Source organism: Hymenobacter sp. B1770 (genome assembly GCF_049896385.1).
GTDB lineage: Bacteria > Bacteroidota > Bacteroidia > Cytophagales > Hymenobacteraceae > Hymenobacter.
Genome location: NZ_JAFCUF010000003.1, coordinates 539,933 through 565,797, shown reverse-complemented (window position 1 = coordinate 565,797; position 25,865 = coordinate 539,933). Strand labels below are relative to the sequence as shown.

Genomic DNA, 25,865 nt, shown 5'->3' with positions numbered 1-25,865 from the left:
GGTCAGCGAGGCGTTGCGCCGGGCCCTGGCCGTGCGCCGCCCACCCGTTGGACTCGTCGTGCACGCCGACCGGGGCAGCCAGTACACGGCGACCCGCTTCAAAGACTTAGTCGCCAAACATGGTGCCCGGCAAAGCATGAGCCGACGCGGCAACTGTTACGACAACGCCCACGCCGAATCGTTTTGGAGCCGCTTCAAAGCCGAACTGCTCGACGGCGGCAGCTTCCCTGGCTTGACCGAAGCCCGGCTCGAAATCAGCCACCACATCGCCTACTACAACGCCGAGCGGCGGCATTCTGCGCTCGGGTACCTTGCCCCCAACCACTTCGAAACCCACCTTCAAACAACGTCCCAATTCTGTCCGGCTTAGCTAGACCACCTCAGTGCCTGCCTGGTGCAGCCACTCTCCTAAAACAGGAGCTGGACTTACATCATTCGTGAATTTGCTGAAAAGGCCATAGCCCGAATGTCGCTTCTTATAAAGTAGGACAGGCAGTAGCGCGAACTTTGTAGTTCGCGTTCCCACGCCGCTAGCTCGTTCTGAGACTCGAACTACAAAGTTCGCGCTACGAAAAGCGGGCGTGCATAATAAGCGCAAATCTGCTTTTGCCAGGAGGTTGTTGCTATAATTGCCTTCTGTATCACCGCAATGTTTATTGCTGGAAACACATTGGCCTAACCTTAAGGCGTCCCTGAATTTTATGCGAAGAAGGCTTCTGCAGAAGCAGGCTCTTATTAAAATGCTCGGGTTCTGCCTTAGCGTACTGATTAGCCCGGCCTGCCAGCCGCACGACAAAGCAGTGGTGCGCATCAAGGCCAAGCAATACACCCGCAGCGTGGAAGAAATGGCCCAGGCCCACCTGACGCCCAGCCTCTACGACCCGGATTATCTGCTGGTGAACGACATGGCAATGCTTAGCGCCATCGTGTATTCGGGAGTAAAATCAGTTAACCACCGGCCCGACTACCACCAAAATACCGCCAGGTATGCCACAGAGCGGCGCGAGCTGGCGCGGCGCGGCTGGCGGCCGTTTGCGTTCCGATACGCTCTGGCAGTCCCTGCCAGGCAACGCCTGGCCAGCGGGCTGGTGTATGACGTGTGGGTGCGGACGGCACCGGGCTCTCCGCCGCTGGCCGTGCTGGTGTTTCGGGGAACCAACTACCTGGAATTTGCCGACTGGGTCGCCAACGTGCGGCCCCTCACCAACACGCCCGGGGTTTGGGACCAGTACGAGCAGGCTCGCGCCCTGACGCCAATATTAGTAGCCAAGCTGGACTCAGCGTATGGCGGCCAGCAACGCATTTTTGCCGCCGGGCACTCACTGGGCGGAGGGCTGGCCCAGCACGCGGGCTTCACCTGCGCGCGGATAGAAAAGGTGTTTGCCTTCAACTCCTCGCCGCTGACGGGCTACTTCGACGTGGCTAAAAAAGAGCGGCTGCAACACGGCAGCAGCCGGCGCACCTACCTCGTGTATGAGAGCTACGAGGTGCTGGCCATGCTGCGGCTGGTGCCGGGCTTTCTGGACCAGTTCACCGACAATGCCAACGCGGTGGTGGTGCGGTACAATTTCTCAGATGTGCATTCCCTGTCACCGTTTCAGCAGCACCAGATGCAGCGGCTGGTAGCGGGCCTGCGGGGAAATCAGTAGTACGGCGTAAAGACGCATAATTGCGTCTCTACCCGGTTTTGAGGGCCTAAAAAATTAATGCAAACAGCTTCTAGGGCTTCACTTCCACCCAGCCCTTGAACTTGCGGCCGTCGGTGTACGTGACGAGGTAGTAGTAGCTACCCGCTGCGCCCTGGCCGCCCCAGCGGAAGCCCCGTTCCGCCGTCTCATAGACGCGCTGGCCCCAGCGCGAAAAAATCTGGATGCTGGCAAACTTGCGCTCGCAGAAGTCGGCGGGCAGGTCGGGCATGATTAGGAAGTCGTTCAGCTTATCGCCGTTGGGCGTGATGATGTTGGGCGGACGGAAGGCCACCTCCTCTTCGGGTGGCATCACCTCAAATCGAATCAGCCGTTCCCGATTCTGGGGGACACATGGTCCGGTTTCGGTCAGTCGGAACCGCACCAGCAATCCGCCGGAGGGAACGGCTTCGCAGGAAGGGTCCCAAGTGAAGGTGCCAGCGGCCTGGCCAGGGCCGTTTTGAGCGGTGAAGCTCATGTTCATGCTGGCCAGGTCGAAACCCAGGCCCGTGGCGCTGAGGGCCAGTGCGTGGCGGTCGGCATCGGTGCCGGCCAGCGTGGCCGTGTAGCGGGTGCCGAGCGGCAGGCGTATCACGGCCGGGGTGGCGTCGGAAACGGGCAGGGGTGCCGGTGGGAACGTGCTGGTGAGCACCGGCGCGGCATTGGGCGGCTGCGTGGCCGTGAAGGCCACGCGCACGGTGTCGCGCCGGGGCAGGCTGCAGCCGTTGTCGGCCACTATCACATCGAGCAGGTACACCTGGCCGCGAGTGTCGATGCACTCCGGAAAGCAGAGCGTGGTGGTGAGGGTGTCGGGCGCCCCGGCGGCGCGCACCGTGCCGGTGCTGGTGGTGGTGAACTGCGGCAGCAGCCCCGTGAAGTTGACCGGGCGGCTGCTCATCGTCAGCACCGTGTTGGGGTCGGGGTCGGTGAAGCGGATGGTCAGGCAGCGGTTGCCGCCGGGCACCAGGCGCAGGGTGTCGAGACCCGGGCGGTACATGGTCGAACTGCCCGTGGCGCGCACTTGCATTTGCGGGGTCGTATTGGTGGGGCAGTTCAGCACATAGAGCTGGAAGTCACGCCGCGTTTCGCCAATCTTCACGCCGCGGCGGTACTCCGAGCAGCGCACCCCAAATACGAATAAGCCCAGGTTGCTGGGCCGCACCGTAAGGCGCCCGGTGCGGGAGTTGATGCCCAGAGACGGGCTGCCCGGAATCTGGTTGGTGGTGCTCAATCCGGAGTTCCAGCTGATGAGGGAATAAGGCGCCGGGCCGGGCTGCGGCATCAGCGGGTTGGTGGCCGAGGAGTAGCCGTTGAGGGGCGTCACCATGTCGTAAGCCAGCGAGTCGCCGTCGGGGTCCTGTCCGCCGAAGTCGTAGTAAAACAGCTCGTTGCGGCAGGCGTAGTCGCCCAGGGGCGGGAAGATTTTCGGCGTGGAGTCAATAAACGCGGCCCCGTTGCGCATCACGGCCGGAAACTCCAGGTAGAATGCCTGCGCCGCGCTGCCCGGTGCCACAATGTTGCTGATGCTGTTGTTGCGGCAGCAGCGCTCCACGGTCGCGTAGTAGCCCGCGGGGCTGGAGTAGATGGCGGGGTCGAGCGTGATGTCGCTGCTATAAACCAGCTTGCGGGTGCTCAGCGAGCCCACGGCACAAGCCGGGCTGGTGTAGCTCACGAAGGTGTTGCTCTTGAGTGGCAGCACCAGGTTGGTGAGGCGCTGGTTGTTGGCTTTGGAAAAAATGCTGGCGGGGAGCTGTTGGTCCAGGGCACCGGGGTTGCCGTTGATGGCGTCGAAGTACAGGTTGAGGGTGAGCGTGTAGGTGCTGCCGGTTTTGTGCTGCAAGTCTAGCTCGCCACCCACAATGTGCGTTGCCGTGGCTACCAACGGTGCCCAGAGCGCCAGCAGCAGCAAGCACCAACGCGAAGAGAAGAAAGCTGGGAAAATGTGCTTCATAGCTAGTAAGGTAGCCAGAAAAATGAAGAGTTGCCTGCAGTGGTCCGGTCCTTTTTCACTAAGAAAGTGGGCCGGGCCACAGAGGCAGCAGGCCGGTGGCCGCCTGGCTCGGGCTTAGTTGCTGCCGGGGGTAGTGGTGTCGACCAGCGCCCCGGGGCCAGGGCGGCGCAGTTGGTGATTTTGACCGTCATGAGGTGGCCGCGGCTTTGCTTCAATCGACCCTTTGCGGCGTCGCGCCGACGAACGCCCCTCCCAATTGAAGAAGAAAAACTGATTGCAAAAAAGGATTGCGCCAGTGTGCCAAAAGCCTGCTCCCGATGCCAAGGAAGCTTCTTCTCTTTTTGAGGGGGCGTATATTGCGACATATTATCGTGGGCTATTGCACCGCTTAGCGCATTAGCTCGTATTACACGGCGGTTTCGTTTCAGGGCCTTTGTTTTCTGTATGATTCATATCTTTTATATGAGCCGCGCGGTGTGTCCGCTCTCCGACCAGGACCTGCAAGTGCTGTTGGACCAGTGCCGCCGCGACAACGTCCGCCACAACATTACCGGGGTCCTGTTTTACAGCCACGGCAACATTGCCCAGCTCATCGAGGGCGACGCGGCCGTTCTCGAACCGTTATTTGATAAGATTGCCAGCGACGGCCGCCACTCCAACGTGGTCAGGCTGGTGAGCAAAACCATCGCCACCCGCAGCTTCTCGGATTGGTCGATGGCGTTCCACCCTATGGAAGCCAGCGGCTTCGAGGCCCTTCAAGAATTCCAGCTGCCCCACCACCTGCAGCAACCCCCAAGCACGCTCACCATTGCCGACGCCATGATGGTGGACTTGATGCGCCTGGCCGTGTTCGGCCCTGATTCGGTGCCCGCCGACCCTGTCGAGCCTGCCCATGCATAAGGCAAGCTTCCGGCTGCCAGGCCATAACACCCCGGACGCTGCGGCCCGCAATGGGCAACGGCGCTCCCTGAAGCAAATGAACGATGCGTGAGCAGAAACTACAGGACATCCTCGAGCACATGCCCGCGGGGGTGGCCACCCTGCAAGGGCCTGAGCTCCGCTTTGGCTTCGTGAACGACGCCATGCGCGCCGTGATAGGGGAGGAGGCGCAAGAGGGCCGGCTGGTGGCCGAGCACCCGGGCGTCATCCCGGCCGATTTGCTCGAAGTCATGCAGCAGGTCTACCAGTTGGGCCGGGCCTTTGTAGCCAAGGCCTACCGCCTGGTGCGGCCTACTGCCGACGGCCAGCCCATGGCACCCAGCTACTACGACGTGGCCCTGGAGCCCGTGCGCGAAGGCGGCGGCCCCGTGAGCGGCCTGCTGCTCTTTGCCGTGGACGTGACCGCCCAGGAAGAAGCGCGCCAGCGTGCCCACGAGCTGGCCATCGAAACCCGTCGACTCGACACCCGCCTGCGGGTGCTGACGGAAACGGTGCCCCAAATCACGTTCACCATCAACGCCGAGGGCAAGTTTGAGTACGTCAGTCCGCAGTGGTACTACTTCACGGGCCAGCCGCCCACGGCCGACCTCAACGCCATTTGGCCCCTGCTCATTCACCCCGACGACCGGTTGCGGGTGCTTTACCAATCCGACACCGCCTGCGCCGCCGGCACGGGCTGGAACTACGAGTACCGCCTGCGCCGGCACGACGGCCAGTACCGCTGGCTGCTGAGCCGGGCCCTGCCCGAGCTGCACGCCCCCGACAAGCCCGTGTTTTGGCACGGCGCCCTCACCGAAATCCACGACCAGCGCGAACTGGCCGAGGCCCTGCGCCGCGGCGAAGCCGAACTGCGATTCCTGGCCGACAGCATTCCAGAACTCATCTGGACCGCCACGGCCGAGGGCTTTATCGACTACTACAACCAGTATACGGGCGAATACACCGGCCTCACGCGCGACGAGCTGGGCCCCACCGGCTGGATAAACCTGCTCGAGCCCAGCGAGCAAGCCGGCGCGGCCCGCCGCTGGGTGCACAGCATTGCCAGCGGCGAGCCCTACGAAGGCTTATTCCGCATGCGCCGCCACGACGGCGTGTACCGCTGGCACATCATCCGGGCCCGGCAGCTCACCGACACCCGCGGCCCGCGTTGGGTTTGGCGCCTGCACCGACGTGGACGACCAGCACCGCCTGCGCGAGGTGCTGCAAACCCAGTACGACGAGCTGGCCCGCACCAACCGCGACCTCGACACCTTCGTTTACACCGCCTCGCACGACCTCAAGCAGCCCCTGCTCAACTTGCGCGGCCTGTTTGATGAGCTACGCCGCACTGCCACGTTCAAAGACCCCGATGAAGCCGAAATCCAGAACATGCTCGACGGCGCCCTGAGCCAGCTCGACCTCACGCTGCAGGAATTGGCCGCCACCGTGCAGGACCAGCGCGGCCTCTCGGCGCCCGCCGAGCCCCTGGACTTGCGCAGCGTGGCCGAAGAAGTGCTGCTGGGCCTGCGTGCCCAGGTGCAGGAAACGGGGGCCACCGTGGAGCTCAACTTTGAAGCCGCGCCCTCGCTCACCTACGGCCGGGCCAACCTGCGTTCCATCCTGCACAACCTGCTCAGCAACGCCCTCAAGTTCGTCGACCCGCAGCGGTCGCCGGTTATCACGGTGCAAAGTGCCTTGGCCAGTGCCGGCCGCCCCACCCTGACCTTGCAGGACAATGGCTTGGGGATGGTAGTGCCCGAGGCGCCGGCGCCGGTGTTTCAGCCCTTTACCCGCCAGCACCCGCACATTGGGGGCGCCGGGGTGGGCATGTACCTGGTGCAGCGCATCATCACGAGCCGCGGTGGGCACCTCGACGTGGCCAGCACCGTGGGCGAAGGCACCACGTTTACCATTCACTGGTTTGATGAGTAAAACCAACGGGAGCTTCTAAGTGCTGGTGCAAAAGCATTCGTGTCATAAAGAACGTCATGCTGAGCTTGCCGAAGCATCTCTACCGCGCAACCAACGTAGTTATTTAGATTACTGCTGCACTAAAGATGCTTCGGCAAGCTCAGCATGACCACTTTTAGTTATTTGGTTACTTCAGCATCAGCACTTAAACCAAACAAAGCGGAAAGCAATGGGGCATGGCAGGCAAGGCGCCGTGAGCGGGCGCCTCGCGGGGCTAATCAAGCCAGCAGCCCAAGCCAGCTCTGGCCCTGCCCATGCAGCAGGCCCCACATCACCGCATCAAAAACAAGCAGGAAGCCTCCCTGCAGCCAGAGCGAGCGGCCAAATCCCCGCAGCCGGGCGGGCCGAGCCTGCCCGGGCACCTGGGCCAAGGCCCACAGGTAGAAACCGGTCATCACGTAAGCCGCATCCAGCCCAGTGTTGAAGACAAACAGGTTTTCATTCAGGAGCTGGTTTTGGATTAGCTCACCCAGCTGCAAGCCGGCTGGGGCGGTAAAGTGTAGGTGCAGCACGCCCCAGCAGGCCAGCCCCGCATTCACCAAGCCCCAACTCACGTTCATGCCGTGGAAGTAGTAGGGCTCGTGGCGGCGGTCGGTCCGGGCCACGAAATACCCGCTCACCACAAGGTTGAGCAGGGCCCAGGCGGCCAGCACGGCCAGGCCCCTGCCGATGAGCAATTCGCTGGCTAGAAAGAGAGAAGCAATTTCGGGCATGGGCAGTACCCCGGCAGGGTGTGGAACCCCACAAAAAAAGGAAGCCTAAAAGACTTCCTTTTTTGAGGATGAAAATGTGGAAAAGGAAAAGGAAATGCTTATTGGGTGAAACCGATGCCCAGGTAAATCTGGAAGAGGTTATTGTAGATTTTGGCGTTGGAGAAATTGGGGTTGATAGTGGTCGACGAGCCGCCGTCCTCAAATAGCTTGCCCAAGCTCAGGTTGTAGCGAGCGCCGAGCCGTGCCGGGCCCAGGCGGGCTTCCACTCCGCCGACTCCGCCATAGTCGAATGAGTTAAAACCGTTGGACGAGATGTCCAAGTCTTCATCGCCTCGCATGATGTTGGTGAGCAGCGACACTTGCGGCCCGATATGAAAGCTGAGGGTTTCCGTCACGTTGCCTACAAACATGATGGGCAGCATAAGGTAGTCCATGCGGTACCGCTGCTGCGCTCCCGCGCTAGCGCCCACGCCCGTGTTGGCATCGAAGCCCTGCCGCGAGTACAGCAGTTCGGCTTGCAACGACGAGAATTCATTAAAGCCGAACTGGCCGTATACCCCGGCGTGAAAGTCGTTGCGGGCGTCTCGGGTCACGTTCTGCACGTCGTCGCCGCGCAGGCTATTCACGTTTATGCCGCCTTTGACGCCAAATCCTGTGTTGCGCGATTCGGTGACTCCGCCACCGGTATAGTCCTTAGAAGAGAGGCTGCCACCCGGCCGTGCTTGTGCAAATGCTGCCGTAGAACCGGTTACGGCGAGTAATAAAAACAGAAGAGTTTTTTTCATGAGTGAAAGAAGATGAGGAAATGAGGCCGATGCCCAGGATAAGATTACTATCCCTTTTCGCAACTATACTTTGCCCGGGCCAGAAAGTTGCCCGGGGCGCTGAGCAAAGGCGAAAAAACGGTTGCCGCCAGTGCGCCGGAGCGCTACCTTTGAGGCGGCTATCAGGTAGTACGTAGCCACAGCCTGGGGTGTTAGCTCAGTTGGTTCAGAGCGCCACCCTGACACGGTGGAGGTCGTTGGTTCGAGCCCAATACGCCTCACGAAAGCCCTCATTGCATTTGCAGTGGGGGCTTTCTTGTTGTGAGGCTCGCGGTTTTACCCCCGGTTGTCGCCTCGACTGGTGGTAAAAGTTGTTTTTCACTTAACGTGAATGCTCTAAACTTAACACCCCTAAACTGCACGACATCTACTTCGTAGGCTTTGCGCAGCTCCTCGAACACGACGCCGACGCCCCCAAAATCAACGACCGGTATACCTTCCTGAACTGGCGCGACTGCCGCGGCTGCGCCTGGGAGATACACGCATTAGGTGGTGATGCACAATCGGAACCGTCCCGGTTGGTGCGTCCTTCTGGCCGGGTATCGGACCAACAAGCAGCAGTAGCTGGCCGCCGCGGCATCCGGCTGCGAACCCACATAGAAAAAGTTCCATAGCTGCCCTAAGGGCCAATTGCTTCTGTTTTTCTTTGTGTTGATAAGGAATTCTAACAGCTTATTTACAGAGCATCCAAAGCCAACATGAGCGGACCAGTTGGACCGCTCGTTTCTTTTCTTAGCTGCACAGTCATATTAATTCAACTTTCGTATCCCGACCTCCGACCTCACTGCCGTTTTGATGCCTCTGCCCCTTCCCGACCTGCTGCCCGCCTTCAACGCCCAGCCCGGCGCCACCCTGCTGCTCTCGCCCGAGTGGGTGATTGTGGGCGCCAGCGACGACTACCTGGCCGCCACCCTCACGCAGCGGGAGGTCATTGTGGGCCAGTTCATCTTCGACGCCTTTCCCGACAACCCCGACAACCCCGAGGCCAACGCCGTGGCCAACGTGCGCGCCTCACTGGAGCAGGTCATGGTCACTAAACGCCCGCACGAAATGGCCTTGCAGCACTACGACGTGCCCGACCCGGCCCAGCCTGGCCACTTTGTGGAGCGCCACTGGCGGCCGCGTCACACGCCCGTGCTCGGCGCCAGCGGAGAGGTCCAGTTCATCATCCAGTCGGTGCAGGACATCACCGCCAGCCGCCGGGCCGAGCGGCAACTGAGCGACAGCCAGGCCGGCGAACAAGTAGCCCGGGCCGACGCCCGGCAGCAACGGGCCGAGTTCCGGCACTTCCTCGAGCAGGCCCCCGTGGCCGTGGCCGTATACCGCGGGCCCCGGTTTGTGGTGGAAACGGCCAACGCCACCACGCTGGCCATCTGGGACCGCCCCCTCGACGCCGTACTCGGCCGGCCCGTGTTCGAGGCCCTGCCCGAGGCCGCCACGCCCGAGGTACGGGCTATTTTCGAGCACGTGTTCGCCACCGGCACGCCCCACGCCGCCAGCGAGCAGCGCACCACCCTCCTCCGCCACGGCCGGCCCGAGGAGGTGTACTGGAACATGGTGTTCGAGCCCCAGCGCGACGCCGACGGCCGCGTGAGCGGCATCTTCACCGTGGGCACCGACGTCACCGCGCAGGTGCGCGCCCGCCAGCAGGTCGAGCAGCTCAACCAGGAGCTGGAAGCCCGGGTGCAGGAGCGCACCGAGCAAGTGCGGGCGCAAAGCCAGCGCCTGGAGCGCTTGTTTATGCAGGCGCCGGCGGCCATCTGCATCCTGGCCGGGCCGAAACAGGTTTTCGAGCTGGTGAACCCCATTTACCAGCAGTTTTTCCCCCAGCGCCAGCTGCTAGGCAAGCCCTTGCTCGACGCCCTGCCGGAACTGGCCGACCACGCCGCCTACCACTCTATGCGGCAGGTGTACGACACCGGCAAAGCCACCTTGCAGCAAGCCCTGCACGTGCCCCTGGCGCGCACCGACGACGGCGTGCTGGAGGACCGGTACTTCAACTACGTGCAGCAGCCGCGCTATGATGAGCAGGGCCGCACCGACGGCGTGCTCATCTTCGGCTTCGAGGTGACGGAGCTGGTGCAGGCCCAGCAGCGGGCCGAGGGCCTGCAGGCCGAGGTGCTGGCCGCCACGCAACGCCAGGTGCAGGAACGCGAAACGTTTTACCAAATATTCGAGCAAACCCCTGCTGCCATCTGCATCCAGCGCGGCCCCGAGCACCGCTACGAATACATCAACGCAGCGTACCAGGCTTTCTTCCCCGGTCGCGTGTTTCTCGGTCGTTCGGTGGCCGAGGTACTACCCGAAACCGTGGACAGTGGCGTGGTGGCCTTGCTCGACCGCGTGTACCAAACGGGCGAGACCTACTTCGGGGAGGAACTGCCGCTGTTCATTGCCCAGCCCGAGGGCCCGCCGAAACAGATGTACTTCACCTTCACCTACCAGGCACTGCGGGAGGCTGGCCGCATCGTGGGCATTTCCACCTTCGCCTACGACGTAACCGAGCAGGTACGCGCCCGCCAGAGCCGCGAGGCGCAGCAGCGCAAGTTCTACACCCTGTTCGAGCAGGCTCCCATCGGCATTTGCACCTTCGCAGGGCCCGACTGGACCTACGAGTTTGTGAACGACAGTTACCAGCGCCTGCTGCCCGGTCGGCAATTGTTAGGACGGCCGTTGCTGGAGGTCCTGCCCGAGCTCGCGGGCACACACGTGGAACGCTTGCTCCGGCGGGTGTACGAGACCGGAGTAACGCAGCAGCAACAAGCCGCGCTCATTCCCGTAGCCCGCCATACCGAGAACGGGGAGCCAGGGGAGTTGGAAGAACGCTACTTCACCGTCGTGTGCCAGGCCCGGCGCGACGAGCAAGGCTGCATCAACGGCATTCTGAACTTCGCGATTGAGGTAACCGAGCAGGTGCAAGCTAGCCAGCGCGAGGAAGAAAACCGCGAGGAGCTCAAGCGCTTCAAGTTCATGGCCGACCAGGCCCGCGACCCGTTCATTCTAATGCGCGCCGACGGCAGCTTTGCCTACCTAAACCAGCGCGCCCTAGAGGCCTGGGGCTACTCGGTCGAGGAAATGCAGCACCTGCGCGTGCCCGACCTCGACCCCATTTACCAAAAGGAAGCTTTCGATGGACTGTTTGCCCAGGCCCAGCAAGAAGCCATTCCCCTGTTTGAAACCCTGCACCGGCGCAAAGACGGGTATGTGTTCCCCGTCGAAGTCAGCGCAGCCGGGCTGCAACTCGACGGCCAGCCCCACCTGCTGGTGGTGGCCCGCAACATCACCGAGCAGAAGCGCTACGTGGCGGCCCTGCAGGAAAGCGAAGCCCGCTTCCGCACCATGGCCGATGCAGCGCCCCACCTGGTGTGGGCCGTGCACCCCGATTCGTCCATCCGCTACATCAACCGCGCCTTCCTCGACTTTGTGGGGCTGGAAACCGTGGAAGATTACTCCGCCACCGGTTAGAGCCCCTACCTGCACCCCGACGAGCTGGAACTGACCAAGCGCACCCTCACACAGGCCATCGAGCAACGCCAAACTTACGTGTTCGAGCACCGCATGCGGCGGCACGACGGGCAGTACCGCTGGCTGCTGGCCCAGGGCGCGCCGAGCTTCCTGCCTGGCGGCGAGCTCTACGGCTACGTGGGCTCGGCCATCGACATCACCGACCTTAAGCAGGCCAACGAGCAGCTGCGGCGCACCAACGTGGACCTGGACAACTTCATCTACACCGCATCCCACGACCTCAAGGCGCCCATCTCCAACATCGAAGGCCTGCTCTACCTGCTGCAGGAAGAGTTACCCCCCGCTGTCACCGAAGCGGCGCTGCTAGGCTCCACGCTCAAGCGCATGCTCGAGTCGGTGGAGCGCTTCAAGCGCACCATTGCCCACCTCACCGACGTCTCCAAGCTGCAGAAGGAGCATACCCCCGCTGCAGCCCAAGTCAACTTGGCCGCCGTGGTCGAGGACGTGCGGCAGGACCTGCTGCCGTTGCTGCAGGAAACCGGAGCCAAGTTGGTTGTTGATGTGAGCGCCCTGCCGCCCGTGCAGTTTTCCGAAAAAAACCTGCGCAGCATCTTCTACAACCTGCTCAGCAACGCCGTCAAGTACCACTCGCCCGACCGCGCCCCGCGCGTGGACGTGCGGGCCCATATGCAGCCGGGTTTCACCGTGCTCGAAGTGCACGACAACGGCCTTGGCATTGCCCCGGCCCAGCTCCCAAAGCTCTTCGGCATGTTTCAGCGCTTCCACGACCACGTCGACGGCTCCGGCATCGGCCTCTACATGGTCAAGCGCATGGTCGAGAACGCTGGCGGTCGCATCGAGGTGCACTCGCAGCTCGGCGCCGGCACCACCTTCTTTGTCTACTTACCCCAGGCAGCCTCCGCCGCGTAAATAGCTTCTCTACTCTCGTTCCTACCGCTCATGGCTGCTATTTCCTGCACTCTGCTCGTCTACGACGACGATATCACCAACTTCCTGAACCAAGCCCTGCTGCAGCGTATGGCCGTGACTGACACCGTGCTGGTGGCTGGCAACGGACAGCAGGCCCTCGACCTGCTGCATACCCACTGCGCGCCCGCTACCCGGCCCACCTGCCCGCCCCTGGTTCTGCTCGACATGAAAATGCCGCTTATGAACCGGTTTTGAGTTCCTGCAGGCCTACGCCCGGCGCCCGCCCACCGACAACCCGGCCGTGGTTATTATCATGCTCACCACCTCACTCAGCCCCAGGGACGTTGAGCAGATGCAGGGCCTGCCCATTGCCGGTTATCTCACCAAGCCCCTGACCACCGCCAAAGTCACCGAGGTACTGCAGGAGCATTTCGGCTACATCTCATCAGGCGCTTGAGGCCACGCCCGGCCAGCCGCCGCGTGTAGCGGCTGCTGCTAACTCATACCCTTCTTAGAACATGCCGGTTGCTCCATTACCCCCACCTGACTACGTATTTATCGCTCCAATCTACGTGTATCTACGGGCTGGTGACCGGCGTAAGTATAGCCCATGCCAGAGCCCACCCTCACCACTGCTGCCCAGCGACAGCGCGCCGTAGCGTGGGTGCTAGCCCTCACTGCCAATACGTTGCTCGCGCCCGGCCGCTACGAACGCCAGCTCCTCGACCGGTACAAAGACGGCGGGCTCATCCTCGACGAGGTTCTTGCTCTGCTCGTAGCCGCTCCCTACCAGCTGCTCTACCGCAGCCGCGCCACCACCCTGCCCACCGAAGCCGACCTGCAGCGCCTGCTCGACCAGTCCCGCGAGTGGAACGCCGAAGCCAGTATCACGGGCCTGTTGCTCTACAGTAACGGCCGCTATGTGCAGGTGCTCGAAGGCCCCCAGACCGAAGTACAGGCCCTGTATGCCCGCATCCTCCGCGACCCGCGCCACACCCAGGTCGCCACCCTTAGCGAAGGCCTGGGTCCTGCCCGGCGGTTTGCTGCTTGGCGCATGGCCCTCGGCAACGTGGCTCAGCCCGCCGTGGCCCGCCTGCTCGATGCCGTGCTGGCCGAAGAACCCTTCCACGGCGTGCCCATCGACGAGCTGCTGCTGCACCAGTTGCTGGAAGCCTTTGGCGTGAACTCGGAAGCCACGGTGAGCGAAGTGGCCTGAACCCACCCGGGTGACCTAAATAAAAAAAGGTAGGGCCCTGGACTGACCATCAGGTTTGTGCGTACGTTTGTGGCCTTTATACTTGCCCCTTACATGCCCGCTACCCCTGCTTCTCAGCGGCCCCATGACGAGGCTGCACGGCTGCGCAGCCTGCGCGCCCACGACGTGCTGCCCACCCTCGTCGAGCCCGTGTTCGACGAGTTTGTGGCCCTCACCGCCCAGGTCTTTAGCTTGCCCATCTCCCTTATCGGTGTAGTTGAGGAAACCGAGGTGTTCTACGCCGTCAACCACGGCATGGCTGGCAACGACCGACAGCCCCGCGTGGAGGCCCTGTGCGCCACAGCCATCGAGCAGGCCCGCGCCGTGGTCTACCACGACTTGGCCCTCGAAACCAGCGCCACCGTGCCTGTGGAGGCCCTCCACGCTGCCGAGAACAACGAGCTGCGTTTTTACGCTGGGGCTCTGCTGCACTTGCCCGACCAGCGTCTGCTGGGCACGCTCTGCATCATCGACCGCCGGCCGCGCACCTTCAGCGCCGGCGAGCAATGCGTGCTCGACCTCCTGGCCGCGCTCATAAGCCAGGCCATTGCCATGCGCCTCGCCTGCCTGGCCCAGGGTGGCCCCGGGCAGTGGGAGGAAACGCGTGCCCAGCTCCAGGACGAGTTGCGCGAGCTCACGGCGTTGGTGCGCTACCTCTTCACCCGCCACGGCGTGCAGATTCCAGTGCCCGCCGATGTGCTGACCCAAGTAGAGCGCCGCCTGCTCGACTTGCAGCGCTTGCTTACCAATCAGGAATGCTAGCGCCCGCCCGGTTGTTTTTCTGCCCAGTTCCGGTTGCCATACGGTGGGCTGGCTCCCTGCCTGTAGCCTCAGCCCGGGTCGTGGCTTGGCGCCTTCTATGACGCCTGAGCCGTATATTCAAGGCCCCTTTCCTGCCCCTATGCCGCAAGACCCCCAATTACCCGCCGAGTTATCCCTTCAGGCGGAAAACGAAGCCTTGCGCGCCGAGATTCGTCAGCTTCGCGAACGCCCGTCCGCAGACGCCGACAAACCCGACCGCTACGAGCAAAGCCAGGTCCGCTTCCGCACGGTGTTCGAAAACGCCCCACTGGGTCAGAAAATCATCACGCCCGACCTCACCATTCGCCAGGTCAATCAAGCCGTGGTGACCATGCTGGGCTTCACTGACCCCGACGAGCTGATTGGCCACAAAATCCTCGAGTTTGCCCACCCCGACCACCGCGCCGACTGGCAGGAACTGCAAACGCGCCTATGGGAGCATAAAATGCCGGCTTTCACGCTCGAAACGTGCATGGTGCGCGCCGACGGCTCCTCTTTCTGGTGCCAGGTGCACTCGGTGCTGTTTCCCGACGAAGGCGGCGAGCTGGGTTACACCATTCTCGAGGATATTTCCGACCGCAAGAGTCTGGAAGTGAAACTTAAGCGCTTGTACGACGCCCAGGAAACCATCCTGCAGCTGGCCACCCACGACCTGAAAAGCCCCATCGCCCACATCGAGCTGCTCTCCGACCTGCTGCAGCGCGAAATGGCCAGCCGGAGCGGGGCTGCCCCGCCCCCGCCGGAGATGGTGCATTACCTCGGCCTCATCCAGGCGTCCTGTGCCCACGCCCACGCCCTGCTCCAGGACGTGTTGTACGTAGGCGACCTCGACGAGAATGGCCTCCAGAAACGCCCCACCGACTTACACGCCTACCTCACTGCCCATTTGAGGCCGCACCGTCTCGCGGCCCAGGAGAAAGGCATCACGCTGACCCTGGACCTGACTCCCGAGCCGCTGCACGCCCGTCTGCACCCCGAAAAATTCGGCCGCGTACTCGACAATCTGCTTCATAACGCTTTAAAGTTTACGCCCGCCGGGGGCACAGTAACCGTCGGCGTGCGCGAGCACGAGGGTAAACTACGCCTCACGGTGCAGGATACCGGCATCGGTATCCCCGGCAAGCTGCACAGCAACCTGTTCGACAAGTTTAACCCCACCCGCCGTGCTGGCCTGCAGGGCGAAATCACCACCGGCCTCGGCCTGTTCATTGCCAAGCAAATCGTGGAGCTCCACGGCGGGGCCATTTGGCTGGAAAGCCGCGAAAAAGAAGGCACCACCTTTTTCATCGAATTGGCTTGACGGTTGGGGTTGGCCTAATTTTGTGCGCCCCGGGCTAAACTAACTCCGGCTCCATCTGCCTCCTTCCTTGGCCACCTGTCTGGCTAATTCGATGAAAAAACTCTCCAGCGTGCTGCTCGTCGACGACGACCAACTCACCAACGACCTCAACCAACGCCTGCTCCAACACCTCGGTGTAGCCGACCGATACCTGGCCGTCAACGACGGCGCAGATGCCTTGGTGGCCTTGGATGACCTAGCAGCTGACGCCCATCCCAGCAGCCCGGTCCTGGTATTGCTCGACGTGAAGATGCCCGGCATGGACGGCATGGCCTTTGTTGAGGCCTACCAGCGCCTGCCCGAGGCCCAGCAACAGGCAGTGGTCATCGTAATGCACACCGCCTCCATGAGCTCCGTCGACCTCGGCCGCGTCGAGGCCCTGCCCATCGCCGGCCTAGTGAGTAAGCCCCTCACCAAGGATAAGCTAGACACCATCCTCAAGCTGCATTTCCAGCGCCAGTTTCCGGCCTGAAGCTTTACACAGCCAGTTCTCATTCTGCCAAATTGAATATAGCCCGCTAACTATCAATTCTGCCACCCAAGTCAATCTGGGTAAATCTCTTTGCGCATTACCGCCCCCAACGCTTGTATTACCCCCACAAAAAGAAAACCCCAACCTCATCGGCCGGGGCTTTTTGATGTCTCTGGGGTTTCCTCAGCTTTGCCAGCAGCTGGTGGTCGTACTCGCAACAGCAAGAAGCAATGCAGCGCGCACAAAGGCAAACTTAGTTGTGCTTGATTGCTATTTAATAATACTAAGCGCCTCACGGAGCACAAGGTTCCATCACTTGCCGGGCTAGTTGCCACCTTCGTTGAGGCGCAAACGGCTAGTGCCATCTGGTCGTGTTTCTTTCAGCGCTTGCCGACCACTTGGTCGCGTTGCTGTTATTGTTTTATGCTTCCCATTGCCTTCGCGCCTACCTACGCTCACCCACTGCCCAACGGCCACCGCTTCCCCATGCTGAAATACGAGCTGCTGCCCGAGCAGCTTCTGCGGGAGGGCACGGCCACGGCCGCCGACTTTTTTGTTGCTGCTCCGCCCGCGGTCGAAGACATCCTGCTCGTGCACGATGCCGACTATTACGAGCGGCTGCGATTGGGCCAGCTCACGCGGCAGGAGGAGCGAGCCATGGGCTTCCCGTGGTCGGAGGCGTTGTTTGAGCGCGAAATCACTATTCTGGGCGGCACCATCGAGGCGGCGCGGCTGGCGCTGGCGCACGGGGTGGCGTTCAACGTTGCGGGCGGCACCCATCATGCCTTTCGGGCGCGCGGCGAAGGCTTCTGCCTGCTCAACGACCAGGCAGCCGCGGCGGCGTGGCTACTGACGCACGTGCCTACGGTGAAAAAAGTGCTCATCGTAGACCTCGACGTGCACCAGGGCAACGGCACAGCCGCCATTTTTCAGCACGACCCGCGGGTGTTCACCTTTTCCATGCACGGCGCCCGCAACTACCCCGCCCGCAAAGAAACCTCCGACCTCGACCTAGCCCTGCCCGACGGCACCGACGACGCCCAGTACCTGCCGCTGCTGGGCCGCACCCTGCCGCGCCTGCTCGACGAGGTGCAGCCCGACTTTGTATTCTACCTGGCGGGCGTCGACGTGCTGGCCACCGACAAGCTGGGCCACCTGGCCCTCACCCGCGACGGCTGCCGCCAGCGCGACGAGATGGTGCTCGGCCTCTGCCACCGCCACCACCTGCCGGTGGTGGTGTGCATGGGCGGCGGCTACTCCGAGCGTATTGCCGACATCGTAGAAGCCCACGCCAACACGTTTCGGGTGGCAGCAGGACTTTACTAGAGGTGTTTGTGAGCCTCCTAGTGCTGGTAGTTACCTGACAAGGGACGAAAACGCCCCTCCTCAGTTGAATAGGGACGTTTAGAGTGCATCCTCTTTACTTGGGATAGCCTCAGCAGAACTCAGCTAAAAATCACGACCTGCCAGCGAAAGGCCCAGCGCCACCGCAACGCATACCGCGTGATACCGGCCCGGGCCAGCAGCCCCACCCAGTCTTGCCGCTGGAAAGCCCGCGCTACGGACAGTGGCGCGTCGTGCTGCACCAGGTACGAGCCGCCCAGCAGCCGCGTCAGCCACTTAATGCTGTGATAGGCCAGCCAGTGCCGGTGCAAGTCGTTGATGACCACGGCCACCTGCGCTTGCCGCTGCCATTGCCGCAGCAGCGCCACCAGCTCATTGTCGCTGAAATGGTGGCAAAACAGGCTGCAGGTGAGAATGTCGTAGGGCTGCGCCTGAAATTCCGACGAAAAAATATCGAACCGTTGGTAGCTAATCTCGGGGTAGCCCTGGCTTTTGGTAGCAGCATAGTCCAGCATAAACTGGTTGGCGTCAATGCCCGTCAATTCCACTGAAACCCCGTTTTTGCGGGCCCAGCGGGCCACGTGGCGCAGGGTGTCGCCGCCGCCGCTGCCCAGGTCGGCCAAGCGCAGGGGCCGGTTGCCCGGAAACTGCGGCCGCAGGCGCTGCAGTGCATTCAGCACCGGGGCGTAGCCACCCAGCCAGGTATTGATGGTTTCCAACTCGTCGAGGTTCTGGCGCAGGGCGTCGGTGGCCAGCGTCAGGTCGTCCATCAACTCGGGGCCGGAAGCGCGCTCATTTAACATTTAGCAATTCTCATTTAACAGCCAGTGCTGCTTCAGCAAGTACGCCTTCAGGCTCGTTGATTTCTTCTAACCGATTAAATGCTAATTGGTTATTGCCGACTGTTAACTGTAAGAGCATAGCTTCCATGGTTAGCCCGGGGCCAAATGCGAAGCTGAGCACCGGGGCGCCGTGGTCGGCGGGGGAGGAGTGCGCCAGCACGTCGCGCAACACATACAGCACCGTGGCCGACGACATGTTGCCATAGTCGCGCAGCACGCGGTAGGCGTGGCGGTTATCCTCGCGGGTCAGGCCCAGCGCGGTTTCAATGGTCTCGAGAATCTTACGCCCTCCGGGGTGAATGGCGAAGTGGTGGATATCGGCCAGCTGCACAGGCAGGCTGCTCAGCAGCCCCTCGGTGAGGCTGCCAATGCCGCGCTGAATCAGCTTCGGTACGTAGCTCGACAGCGTCATCTCAAACCCGAAGTCATTGATGTGCCACGCCATGTCGTCGTGCCCATCGGGCTCCAGGCCACAGTGAAAGGCTTGCAGGGCCAGGCTGGGCGCGCCATTGGGCAGGGGCTTCGCTTGCACCAGACAGGCGGCGGCGCCGTCGCCAAACAGTGCGTTGCTGACGAGGTGGTCTTCCTCAGCGCTTTTCTGAAAATGCAGGGTGCACAGCTCCACGCTCACAATGAGCACACGGGCGTTGACATCGGCCAGGCAAAAGGCATCGGCCAGCTTTACGGCGTTCACGGCCGCGTAGCAACCCATAAAATTCACGCAGGTGCGGCGCACGTCGGGCCGCAGGCCCAGCGCTTTCACCAGCTCAATGTCGAGGCCCGGGGCGTACATGCCCGTGCAGCTTACCGTCACGAGGTGCGTGATGCTGGCCGGGGCCACGTCAGGCACTTGGCGCAAGCAGTCGCGCACAGCTTCGGTGGCCAGCGGCAGGGCCTCGCGGCGGTACACCGCCATGCGCTGGCCCACGCTCGGAAAAGGCTCTAAATCGGGAGTATTTGGGAAAAATGTGTATTCGCCATTGACCCGGCCATAGTCGGGCACTACCGAGTAGCGTTGCTCAATCCCCGACACCCGGTACAGCGCCCGAAGTTTGCGCGCGTCGCCCTCACCGAAAGCCAGGGCCTGGGCCATGAAGTCGGCAATCTGAGGCTGCGCTATGCGGTGGACAGGGTTAGCTGTGCCGATGGCACCTAAATAACTCGGCATTCCGGGAGTAATTACGATTTCAGATTTGGTCAATAGTCAGGTATCTCGGCTGATGAATGTACGCAGGGCAGGCTCATCAGTCCCACTACTTACGGTATAACAAACGCTTTTGCGCTTTGCTTAGGCAAAATCAGGATAATAACATTCTGGCGTTCGGTCTGCCACCTCATTCGAGTGGGCGGTCCGGCCTGCTGCGCCTGCTGTCAATTTCGTTAAAACTCCTGGCCGTGCGTGCGGCGCATCAGGGCCTGCACGGCACCCGGCCAATGCCGCAAACCGCCCACCACCACTTCGCTGAGCACCGGCCCGCCGAATAGCCGCTGTACTGCCCGGCCCACCCGCAGCCGCGCCCCAAACTGCGCGTGCCAGGCCCTGGAGTAGGCCGTTTCCATCGCGGCCCGCGTGGTTTTCTTGCTCAGAAAGTCGTGCGCTGCGCCGGCGGCCAGCGCCGCGCCGTGCAAGGCCATGGCCATGCCGTTGCCGCAGAGCGGGGTAATCAGGCCCGCGGCGTCGCCGCACATGAGCACGTGCTGCTCCACGGGCTGCTTGGGAGCGAAGGAAATCTCGTTGATGACTTCCGGCTGTGGGTAAAGCATTTCGGCCGACCCCAGAATCTCGCGCAGGTGCGGGTTTTGGGCCAGCACCGCCTGCTCCATGGCTGCAATGGTGCCGTGGCGTTTCAGGTTCTGGCGCGAGGTGAGGTAGCAAAAACACAGCTTGTCCTCCTCAATGGCCGAAATGCCGGCGTAGCCGTCGGCGAAGTTGTGCAGCGCAATCAGGTCGCGCGGGAAGCCGGGCAGGCGCAGGTGATACTTCACGCCGAGGTAGGGCGAGCGCTGCGTGAAAAACGAGCGTTGCAGCTGCCGGTCGAGGTTGGCGCGCTTGCCGTAGGTGCCCAGCACCACGCGGGACGTTAGCTCGCGGCCATCGGCCAGGGCCACGCGGTGCTGGTCGGTGGTGGTGTCGTATGCCACGTCGGTTACCGTGTTTTGCAAGTAAAACGTGACGCCCCGCGCCTCGGCCAAGCGGTACAAAAAGTTGTCCAGGGAATAGCGGCTCACGCCAAATCCGCCCAGGTCCAGGGTGGCCGTGAGGCTGCGGCCGGCCGGCGAGGTCAGCATAAACTTACGGATGGCGGCCGGGGCCAGCGCGGCAGGGTCGGCGTGCAGCCGGTGTAAGTAGGGCAGCACCTCGTTGCTCACGTATTCGCCGCACACTTTATGGAACGGGTAGCGCTTGCGCTCAACCACCGCCACCCGGTGCCCGCGGCCCGCCAGGTCCAGGGCCGCGGCTAAGCCAGCCAAGCCTCCTCCAATAAGTATGATATCCACTCTTTAAGCCAAGAAAATGAGAAAGATAGAAGCGAAACCGAGGTGATTTATCGCACTTTTAGTATATACTTTTAGGCGTGCTGCCTCCTCAGTTGTACCTTTGCCAACTAAAATTGGCCGCATTCGTTAAGTCTTAGCGCCCTGCGCTTGTTTCTGCCGCCCACTAATTATTACTATGATGCAACGGTTACTTTTTTCACTGCTATTATTTGCTTGCCTGAGCCTCAGCGTTGGGCCCTGGATAAACATGTTGCCGGTGGCCTCGGCCGCTACCAGCAGCGGGCCTGGCTACCAAACCAAGCCGGGCGATGACCGCACGCTGCTTGTGTACCCGAACCCCACAACGGGCATTGTGCACTTAACCATCAATAACCTGCAAGGCAAAAAGGTAGAGTTGAGCGTGTTGAATGTTATTGGCTCGGTTATGTACCGCGAAACGCTCACGGAGATGAACGACCGGTATACCAAAATGCTTGACCTCAGTAAATTTGCCAACGGCTTGTACTACGTGCGGCTGGAAGCCGACAACACGAGCCAGATTTGCAAGCTAGTGATTCGCTAATATGCACACGACCCTGATTTTTGCCCATAAAAAAAGCAGCTCGAGAGCTGCTTTTTTTATGGGCAAAAAACGGAAGAAACTACTTCACGCGAACCGGCACGGGGGCCAGCATTTCTTTTACGTTCGATACCGTGTTGAGGGCAAGGAAAACGGTGACCGCTATGAGGCCGAGCATGAAAATAAACATAAGACTAGAGAAAAGGCGGGTGGATAAAAAATAGCTCCTTGCGGGGAGCAGCATCATGCCTATTCAACCCCTAAAAGCGTGCCGGGGTTTCAACAAGATTACGGCATTGTGAGCAGCGCCGTCACCACACGGCGGGCGTCGGGGCCGGCGCCATTGAGCAGGGCAGAGCGGCGGCTGTCCAGCCAGTTGAGGCCCAGGAAAGCCACGCCCGGCGCCTTGGTAAGGCCCCGGTGGTGCTGCGGGCTGCCATCGGTGGCAATAATGGGCAGGTCTATCCAGTCATAGTCGGGGCGGTAGCCGGTGGCCCACACCACGGCCTCGAGCGGGGGCGTGGCCGCCCGCCGGCCCCGAATGGCTCCCGATGGCAAGGCTGCCTCGGCCCGGCCAATGAAGTGGGCACTAGCCCAGCGCCGCAGCTTGGCCAAATCGCCGCTTACCACTGGCTCGGGGCTCCTGAACATGTGGCGGCCCAGCGCCGAGTGCCGCGAAACGCCCAGCAAACCGGTGCTGACCAGAAAAGCCCACATTACCTCGTTGTTGGGCATGGCCGGCGTCTTTTCATCAAAAGCAACAAACACCGGGCGGCCCGTTGCGGCCAGGTCGGCTGCTATTTGCAGGGCCGAATTGCCGCTGCCCACCACCGCCACCGGCCCGCTACCCGGCACCTGAGCTGGGCGTTGGTAGTCGCGGCTGGGCAGCTGCAGCACGGCGGCGGGCAGCTGAGCCGCCCATGCCGGCACCTTGGGCGAGGTGTAGGGGCCGGTGGCCACAATCACGCGCCGGGCGGCGTAGCCTTGGCCTGACGTGGTTTCCACCACGTAGCCGGTGCCGGAAGGCGCGGCAGCCAGGCGGGTTACGTGACTGTTGGTTTCCAGCGGGAACTTGAAGTGCGCGGCATAGTCGCGCAGGTAGGCAATGGTTTCGTCGCGGGAGGGGTAGCGCCGGGCCGGGCCGGGCCAGGGCCGCCCCGGCAGTCCGCTGGCCCAGGCTGGCGAAAACAAGCGCAACGAATCGTAGCGGGCCGCCCAGGCCGCACCGGCAGCGGGAGCAGCGTCCAGAATACGAAAGTCAACGTTGTGCTGCTGCAGGTAATACGCCGCGGCCAACCCAGCCTGCCCCGCCCCAATGACGATGGTGTCGGTGCTGATAACCGGTACAGGCGTGGCCGGGTCGGATTGAGCCATGGGCTACTGCTGTTGCTGCTGTTCGGGGAATTCGGTGCGCAGGTCGGCCATTACCTGTTCGGTCGTGGCACGCACCAGGGCTACTTGCTGGGCCGCGTGGCTGGGCGTGGGGGGCGTGGCGCCGTAGCTCTCAATTTCGCGGATAACGAGGCGCAGGCTCTCGACGCCCAGCCCATCGAGGGAGCTTTTGAGGTGGTGGGCGGCATCACCTACTTCCTCCCAGTTGCCACGGGTTAGGGCTTCGTCCAGGGCAGTTAGAATAGCGGGCGTGGTTTCGATAAAAGCCCAGGCCAGGCGGCGCACAATTTTTTCGTCTTGCCGCACCAGTTGGCGCACGTTGCTTAGGTCGTAGAGGGGTTTGACAGAAGGCATGGTAAGCGGGGTAGAATAAGGGAGCGTGGGTTCGGCAAGCACCTGCTGGCGGGTCAGGACATCCTGCATGGTGTCAAGCAGCTGTTGTTCGCGGTAGGGTTTGGCAAGATAGCCGTCAAAACCGGCTGCTTGCAGCCGCTCGGCTTCTCCGGTCTGGGCGCGGGCGGTGAGGGCAATGATGGGGGTAGAGGCCCGAATGGGCTCGGGGTGCTCGCGCAGGAAGCGGGCAGCCGTTTCGCCGTCCATGCCGGGCATCTGGATGTCCATGAGTACTAGGTCGAACGGACGGTGCTCAAAGAGCTGAATGGCGGCCGGGCCATTGGCGGCCGTGGTTACCTGCCAGCCCCAGTTGCGCAGCACGGTTTCGGCCAACAGGCTATTCACCAGATTGTCTTCGACCAGCAGAATGCGCCCACCGGTGACGTCCACGTGGGCATTGGGTGTGCTCAGGGAGTAAGGAGAAACGGCAGCCGGCACGGGCGGGAAAGCCAGGGTGAAGGCAAACGTGCTGCCTTGCCCTATTTCACTGCTCACTAGCAGCACGCCGCCCATCAGCCGGACAAGGCCCTCTGAAATGCTCAGGCCTAGGCCCGTGCCGCCGTATTCGCGGTCGGTACTGGCTGCGGCCTGCGCAAACGGCTCAAACACTTTCTCGAGGGTGGCCGGCGTCATGCCCACGCCGGTATCGGCCACGGTAAACTGCAGCCACACCGTGCCCGGCGGCTCGGTCTGGGAATGCGGCGCTGCTACCGTCCGGCAGCGCAGCATCACCTGGCCGGTTTCGGTGAACTTGATGGCGTTGCTGACCAAGTTGAGCAATACCTGGCGCAGACGGTGGGCATCGCCGAGCACCAGGGGCAGCATGGCGGGCTTGACTAGGCGCAGGCGCAGGCCTTTTTCGCGGGCGCGGGGCCGCAGCAGGGCTGCGCAGCCCCTGAGCAACTCGGCGGGGTCGAAGGGCGAGGTTTCGGAGCTCAGCTTGCCGGCGCCGAGGCGGGCCGTGGTCAGCACATCGTTGAGCACCATGAGCAGGTGGTCGGCCGACTCGCCCAGCAGGCGCAGGTAGTCGTGCTGGCTGCGGCTGAGCGTGGTTTTCGACAGCACCCCGGTCAATCCCAGAATGCCGTGCAGCGGCGTGCGGATTTCGTGGCTCATGTTGGCCAAGAAGTCCTGCTTGGCCTGCGCGTCGACCTCGGCCGCGGCAATGGCGGCTTCCAGAGCCTGCTGGGTTTGTTTAAGCTCGGTAATGTTGCTGTCGATGCCCAGCACCTGGGCCGTGCCGTCGGCCCGCACAAAAAGCCGCTTCACGCTGCTGAACCAGGCCACCTGGCCGCCGGGGTAAGTGTGGGTCTCCTGCAGGGTCAAATCCTGCCCGGTGGTCAGCACTTGCTGGTCCTGGGCCCGGTAGTGGTCAGTTTCGGCAGTGGTCAGGGCGGGGGGGCGGCTGGTGCCGTAATGCACCAGCTCTTCGGGCGTCAGGCCAAACAGGGCCGCCACGGCCTTGTTCGCCAATAAATAGTTGCCCTGGTCATCTTTCAAGTAGATGGGGTGCGGCAGCGCATCAATCACCTGCCGGAATAGGCGGTGCTGCTCGGCCAAGTGCGCCGTGGCCGCTTGGCTGCGCTCCTCCGACACGCGCCGCTCGGTGATGTTTTCGGCGACGCCAATAATGCTGCTCACCTGTCCCTTGGCGTTGCGGGCAAATGGGGTGTGCGTGCTGCGCAGCCAGCGCAGGCTGCCGTCGCGGTGGCGCACACTAAATTCCAGCGTCAGCGTTTCGCCGTCGGGCAGTTGGGCCACCCGGTCGAAATGCTCGCGCAGCTGCTCCAAGGCAGGAGCCGGCACGAGGTTGGGCAGGAGGGAGTTCTCAGCGTAAGCTAGCAGCTCATCGCTGGTATAGCCCAGCACCTGCTCGCTGTGACGGTTCGAGTAAGTGTTGCGCTTTTGGCCCAGGTCGTAAATGAAAATGAGGTTTGGCACTAGGTCGAGCACCTGCCGCAGCAGGTGCCGGCTTTGGCGCAGCTCCTCCACGGCGGCGCGGTGTCGCGTCACGTCCTCGGCACTGCCCAGTATTTCCAGCACCTGCCCAGTGGGGGTGTGCGCGCTGGCCCGCAGGCGAATGCGCAGCCACCGCCAGCTGCCGTCGCGGTGGCGCAGGCGACAGTCCCAGCTTAGGCCCTGCCCGCCCGCCAACAGTTCTTCCAGATCGTTGCGGTGGAGCTGCTGCCGGGAGTCGGGGTGCAGCAGGCAGCCGAGCGACGCGCCCATGGCCAAGAGTTCCTGGCTGCTGTAGCCCAGCACGCTCTGGCAGTGTTGGTTGCACTGCACCAACTGGCGGTGGCGCAGGTTGTAGCTGAACAAGATTAGGGGCACCTTGTCGGCCAAGCCATGTTCCGGTGGCGGCGCGGTACTCTCCGGCGAGGGGTGGGGGTGGGCATGCGCTTGGCGGGCCGCTCGTTCGGCCACCCGGCGTACAGCCGGCACGGCCGCCCGGCGAGCCAGGCGGGGAAAACGAGAAGAGCGCATCATGAAGGGAAGCGAGGCGGTAGAA

23 protein-coding genes and 1 tRNA gene are annotated in these 25,865 nt (G+C 62.5%); 16 read left to right on the top strand and 8 right to left on the bottom strand.

Annotated features, from left to right (window positions below):
* Window positions 1-370, top strand: a 370-nt coding sequence (locus ACP7AJ_RS09215) for an integrase core domain-containing protein (RefSeq protein WP_426059900.1), incomplete at its 5' end; no start/stop codon positions are given.
* Between the two features lie 370 nt (window positions 371-740).
* Window positions 741-1,649 carry a hypothetical protein gene (locus tag ACP7AJ_RS09210; RefSeq protein WP_426059899.1) on the top strand — a complete coding sequence of 303 codons (909 nt, stop codon included), beginning with the start codon at window positions 741-743 and terminating at the stop codon, window positions 1,647-1,649.
* Between the two features lie 70 nt (window positions 1,650-1,719).
* Here ACP7AJ_RS09210 and ACP7AJ_RS09205 read toward each other — a convergent pair whose 3' ends face one another.
* The gene (locus tag ACP7AJ_RS09205) at window positions 1,720-3,636 is read right to left on the bottom strand and encodes a gliding motility-associated C-terminal domain-containing protein (protein ID WP_426059898.1); all 1,917 of its coding nucleotides are present in this window, start codon (window positions 3,634-3,636) and stop codon (window positions 1,720-1,722) included.
* Between the two features lie 444 nt (window positions 3,637-4,080).
* Between ACP7AJ_RS09205 and ACP7AJ_RS09200 the strand changes: the two genes are divergently transcribed.
* The 3 genes from ACP7AJ_RS09200 (at window position 4,081) to ACP7AJ_RS09190 (ending at window position 6,486) form a co-directional block, all read left to right on the top strand.
* Window positions 4,081-4,536: a BLUF domain-containing protein gene (locus ACP7AJ_RS09200; RefSeq protein WP_426059897.1), complete on the top strand. Its 456-nt coding sequence runs from the start codon at window positions 4,081-4,083 to the stop codon at window positions 4,534-4,536.
* A gap of 83 nt (window positions 4,537-4,619) precedes the next feature.
* Window positions 4,620-5,888, top strand: a complete 1,269-nt coding sequence (locus tag ACP7AJ_RS09195; protein ID WP_426059896.1) for a PAS domain-containing protein — start codon at window positions 4,620-4,622, stop codon at window positions 5,886-5,888.
* Window positions 5,889-5,943: 55 nt separating this feature from the next.
* Window positions 5,944-6,486 carry a sensor histidine kinase gene (locus ACP7AJ_RS09190; RefSeq protein ID WP_426059909.1) on the top strand — a complete coding sequence of 181 codons (543 nt, stop codon included), beginning with the start codon at window positions 5,944-5,946 and terminating at the stop codon, window positions 6,484-6,486.
* Window positions 6,487-6,743: 257 nt separating this feature from the next.
* Here the strand turns inward: ACP7AJ_RS09190 and ACP7AJ_RS09185 are convergent, their stop codons facing one another.
* Entirely contained in the window at window positions 6,744-7,238 is a 495-nt protein-coding gene (locus ACP7AJ_RS09185; protein ID WP_426059895.1) for a DUF6992 family protein, read from the bottom strand.
* Window positions 7,239-7,336: 98 nt separating this feature from the next.
* Window positions 7,337-8,023 (bottom strand): porin family protein, encoded by a 687-nt coding sequence (locus tag ACP7AJ_RS09180; RefSeq protein WP_426059894.1) that lies wholly within the window; start codon window positions 8,021-8,023, stop codon window positions 7,337-7,339.
* 185 nt (window positions 8,024-8,208) lie between these two features.
* Here ACP7AJ_RS09180 and ACP7AJ_RS09175 point away from each other — a divergent pair.
* The 10 genes from ACP7AJ_RS09175 (at window position 8,209) to ACP7AJ_RS09130 (ending at window position 17,650) form a co-directional block, all read left to right on the top strand.
* Window positions 8,209-8,283: transfer RNA gene (locus tag ACP7AJ_RS09175), tRNA-Val, on the top strand.
* Window positions 8,284-8,857: 574 nt separating this feature from the next.
* Window positions 8,858-11,527: a PAS domain-containing protein gene (locus ACP7AJ_RS09170; protein WP_426059893.1), complete on the top strand. Its 2,670-nt coding sequence runs from the start codon at window positions 8,858-8,860 to the stop codon at window positions 11,525-11,527.
* Between the two features lie 9 nt (window positions 11,528-11,536).
* Entirely contained in the window at window positions 11,537-12,457 is a 921-nt protein-coding gene (locus tag ACP7AJ_RS09165; RefSeq protein ID WP_426059908.1) for a PAS domain-containing sensor histidine kinase, read from the top strand.
* Window positions 12,458-12,487: 30 nt separating this feature from the next.
* Window positions 12,488-12,712, top strand: coding sequence for a hypothetical protein (locus ACP7AJ_RS09160; RefSeq protein WP_426059892.1), 225 nt, complete (start codon window positions 12,488-12,490; stop codon window positions 12,710-12,712).
* A 58-nt stretch (window positions 12,713-12,770) separates the two neighbouring features.
* Window positions 12,771-12,914, top strand: coding sequence for a hypothetical protein (locus ACP7AJ_RS09155; protein ID WP_426059891.1), 144 nt, complete (start codon window positions 12,771-12,773; stop codon window positions 12,912-12,914).
* Between the two features lie 153 nt (window positions 12,915-13,067).
* Window positions 13,068-13,673 carry a BLUF domain-containing protein gene (locus ACP7AJ_RS09150; RefSeq protein WP_426059890.1) on the top strand — a complete coding sequence of 202 codons (606 nt, stop codon included), beginning with the start codon at window positions 13,068-13,070 and terminating at the stop codon, window positions 13,671-13,673.
* A 93-nt stretch (window positions 13,674-13,766) separates the two neighbouring features.
* Complete coding sequence (locus tag ACP7AJ_RS09145; protein WP_426059889.1) at window positions 13,767-14,474, top strand: GAF domain-containing protein; 708 nt, start codon at window positions 13,767-13,769, stop codon at window positions 14,472-14,474.
* A gap of 139 nt (window positions 14,475-14,613) precedes the next feature.
* Window positions 14,614-15,813: a PAS domain-containing sensor histidine kinase gene (locus ACP7AJ_RS09140; protein WP_426059888.1), complete on the top strand. Its 1,200-nt coding sequence runs from the start codon at window positions 14,614-14,616 to the stop codon at window positions 15,811-15,813.
* A 91-nt stretch (window positions 15,814-15,904) separates the two neighbouring features.
* The gene (locus ACP7AJ_RS09135; RefSeq protein ID WP_426059887.1) at window positions 15,905-16,324 is read left to right on the top strand and encodes a response regulator; all 420 of its coding nucleotides are present in this window, start codon (window positions 15,905-15,907) and stop codon (window positions 16,322-16,324) included.
* Between the two features lie 423 nt (window positions 16,325-16,747).
* Complete coding sequence (locus ACP7AJ_RS09130; protein ID WP_426059886.1) at window positions 16,748-17,650, top strand: histone deacetylase family protein; 903 nt, start codon at window positions 16,748-16,750, stop codon at window positions 17,648-17,650.
* A 119-nt stretch (window positions 17,651-17,769) separates the two neighbouring features.
* Here the strand turns inward: ACP7AJ_RS09130 and ACP7AJ_RS09125 are convergent, their stop codons facing one another.
* The 3 genes from ACP7AJ_RS09125 to ACP7AJ_RS09115 all read right to left on the bottom strand — a co-directional run bounded on the left by ACP7AJ_RS09125 (window position 17,770) and on the right by ACP7AJ_RS09115 (window position 21,009).
* Window positions 17,770-18,471, bottom strand: coding sequence for a methyltransferase domain-containing protein (locus tag ACP7AJ_RS09125; protein ID WP_426059885.1), 702 nt, complete (start codon window positions 18,469-18,471; stop codon window positions 17,770-17,772).
* A gap of 10 nt (window positions 18,472-18,481) precedes the next feature.
* The gene (locus ACP7AJ_RS09120; protein WP_426059884.1) at window positions 18,482-19,678 is read right to left on the bottom strand and encodes a type III polyketide synthase; all 1,197 of its coding nucleotides are present in this window, start codon (window positions 19,676-19,678) and stop codon (window positions 18,482-18,484) included.
* Between the two features lie 212 nt (window positions 19,679-19,890).
* Window positions 19,891-21,009 carry an NAD(P)/FAD-dependent oxidoreductase gene (locus ACP7AJ_RS09115; RefSeq protein WP_426059883.1) on the bottom strand — a complete coding sequence of 373 codons (1,119 nt, stop codon included), beginning with the start codon at window positions 21,007-21,009 and terminating at the stop codon, window positions 19,891-19,893.
* Between the two features lie 175 nt (window positions 21,010-21,184).
* Between ACP7AJ_RS09115 and ACP7AJ_RS09110 the strand changes: the two genes are divergently transcribed.
* The gene (locus tag ACP7AJ_RS09110) at window positions 21,185-21,571 is read left to right on the top strand and encodes a T9SS type A sorting domain-containing protein (RefSeq protein ID WP_426059882.1); all 387 of its coding nucleotides are present in this window, start codon (window positions 21,185-21,187) and stop codon (window positions 21,569-21,571) included.
* 285 nt (window positions 21,572-21,856) lie between these two features.
* Here ACP7AJ_RS09110 and ACP7AJ_RS09105 read toward each other — a convergent pair whose 3' ends face one another.
* Complete coding sequence (locus ACP7AJ_RS09105) at window positions 21,857-22,942, bottom strand: flavin-containing monooxygenase (RefSeq protein ID WP_426059881.1); 1,086 nt, start codon at window positions 22,940-22,942, stop codon at window positions 21,857-21,859.
* Window positions 22,943-22,945: 3 nt separating this feature from the next.
* Window positions 22,946-25,843, bottom strand: coding sequence for a PAS domain S-box protein (locus ACP7AJ_RS09100; RefSeq protein WP_426059880.1), 2,898 nt, complete (start codon window positions 25,841-25,843; stop codon window positions 22,946-22,948).
* Window positions 25,844-25,865 lie beyond the last annotated feature (22 nt).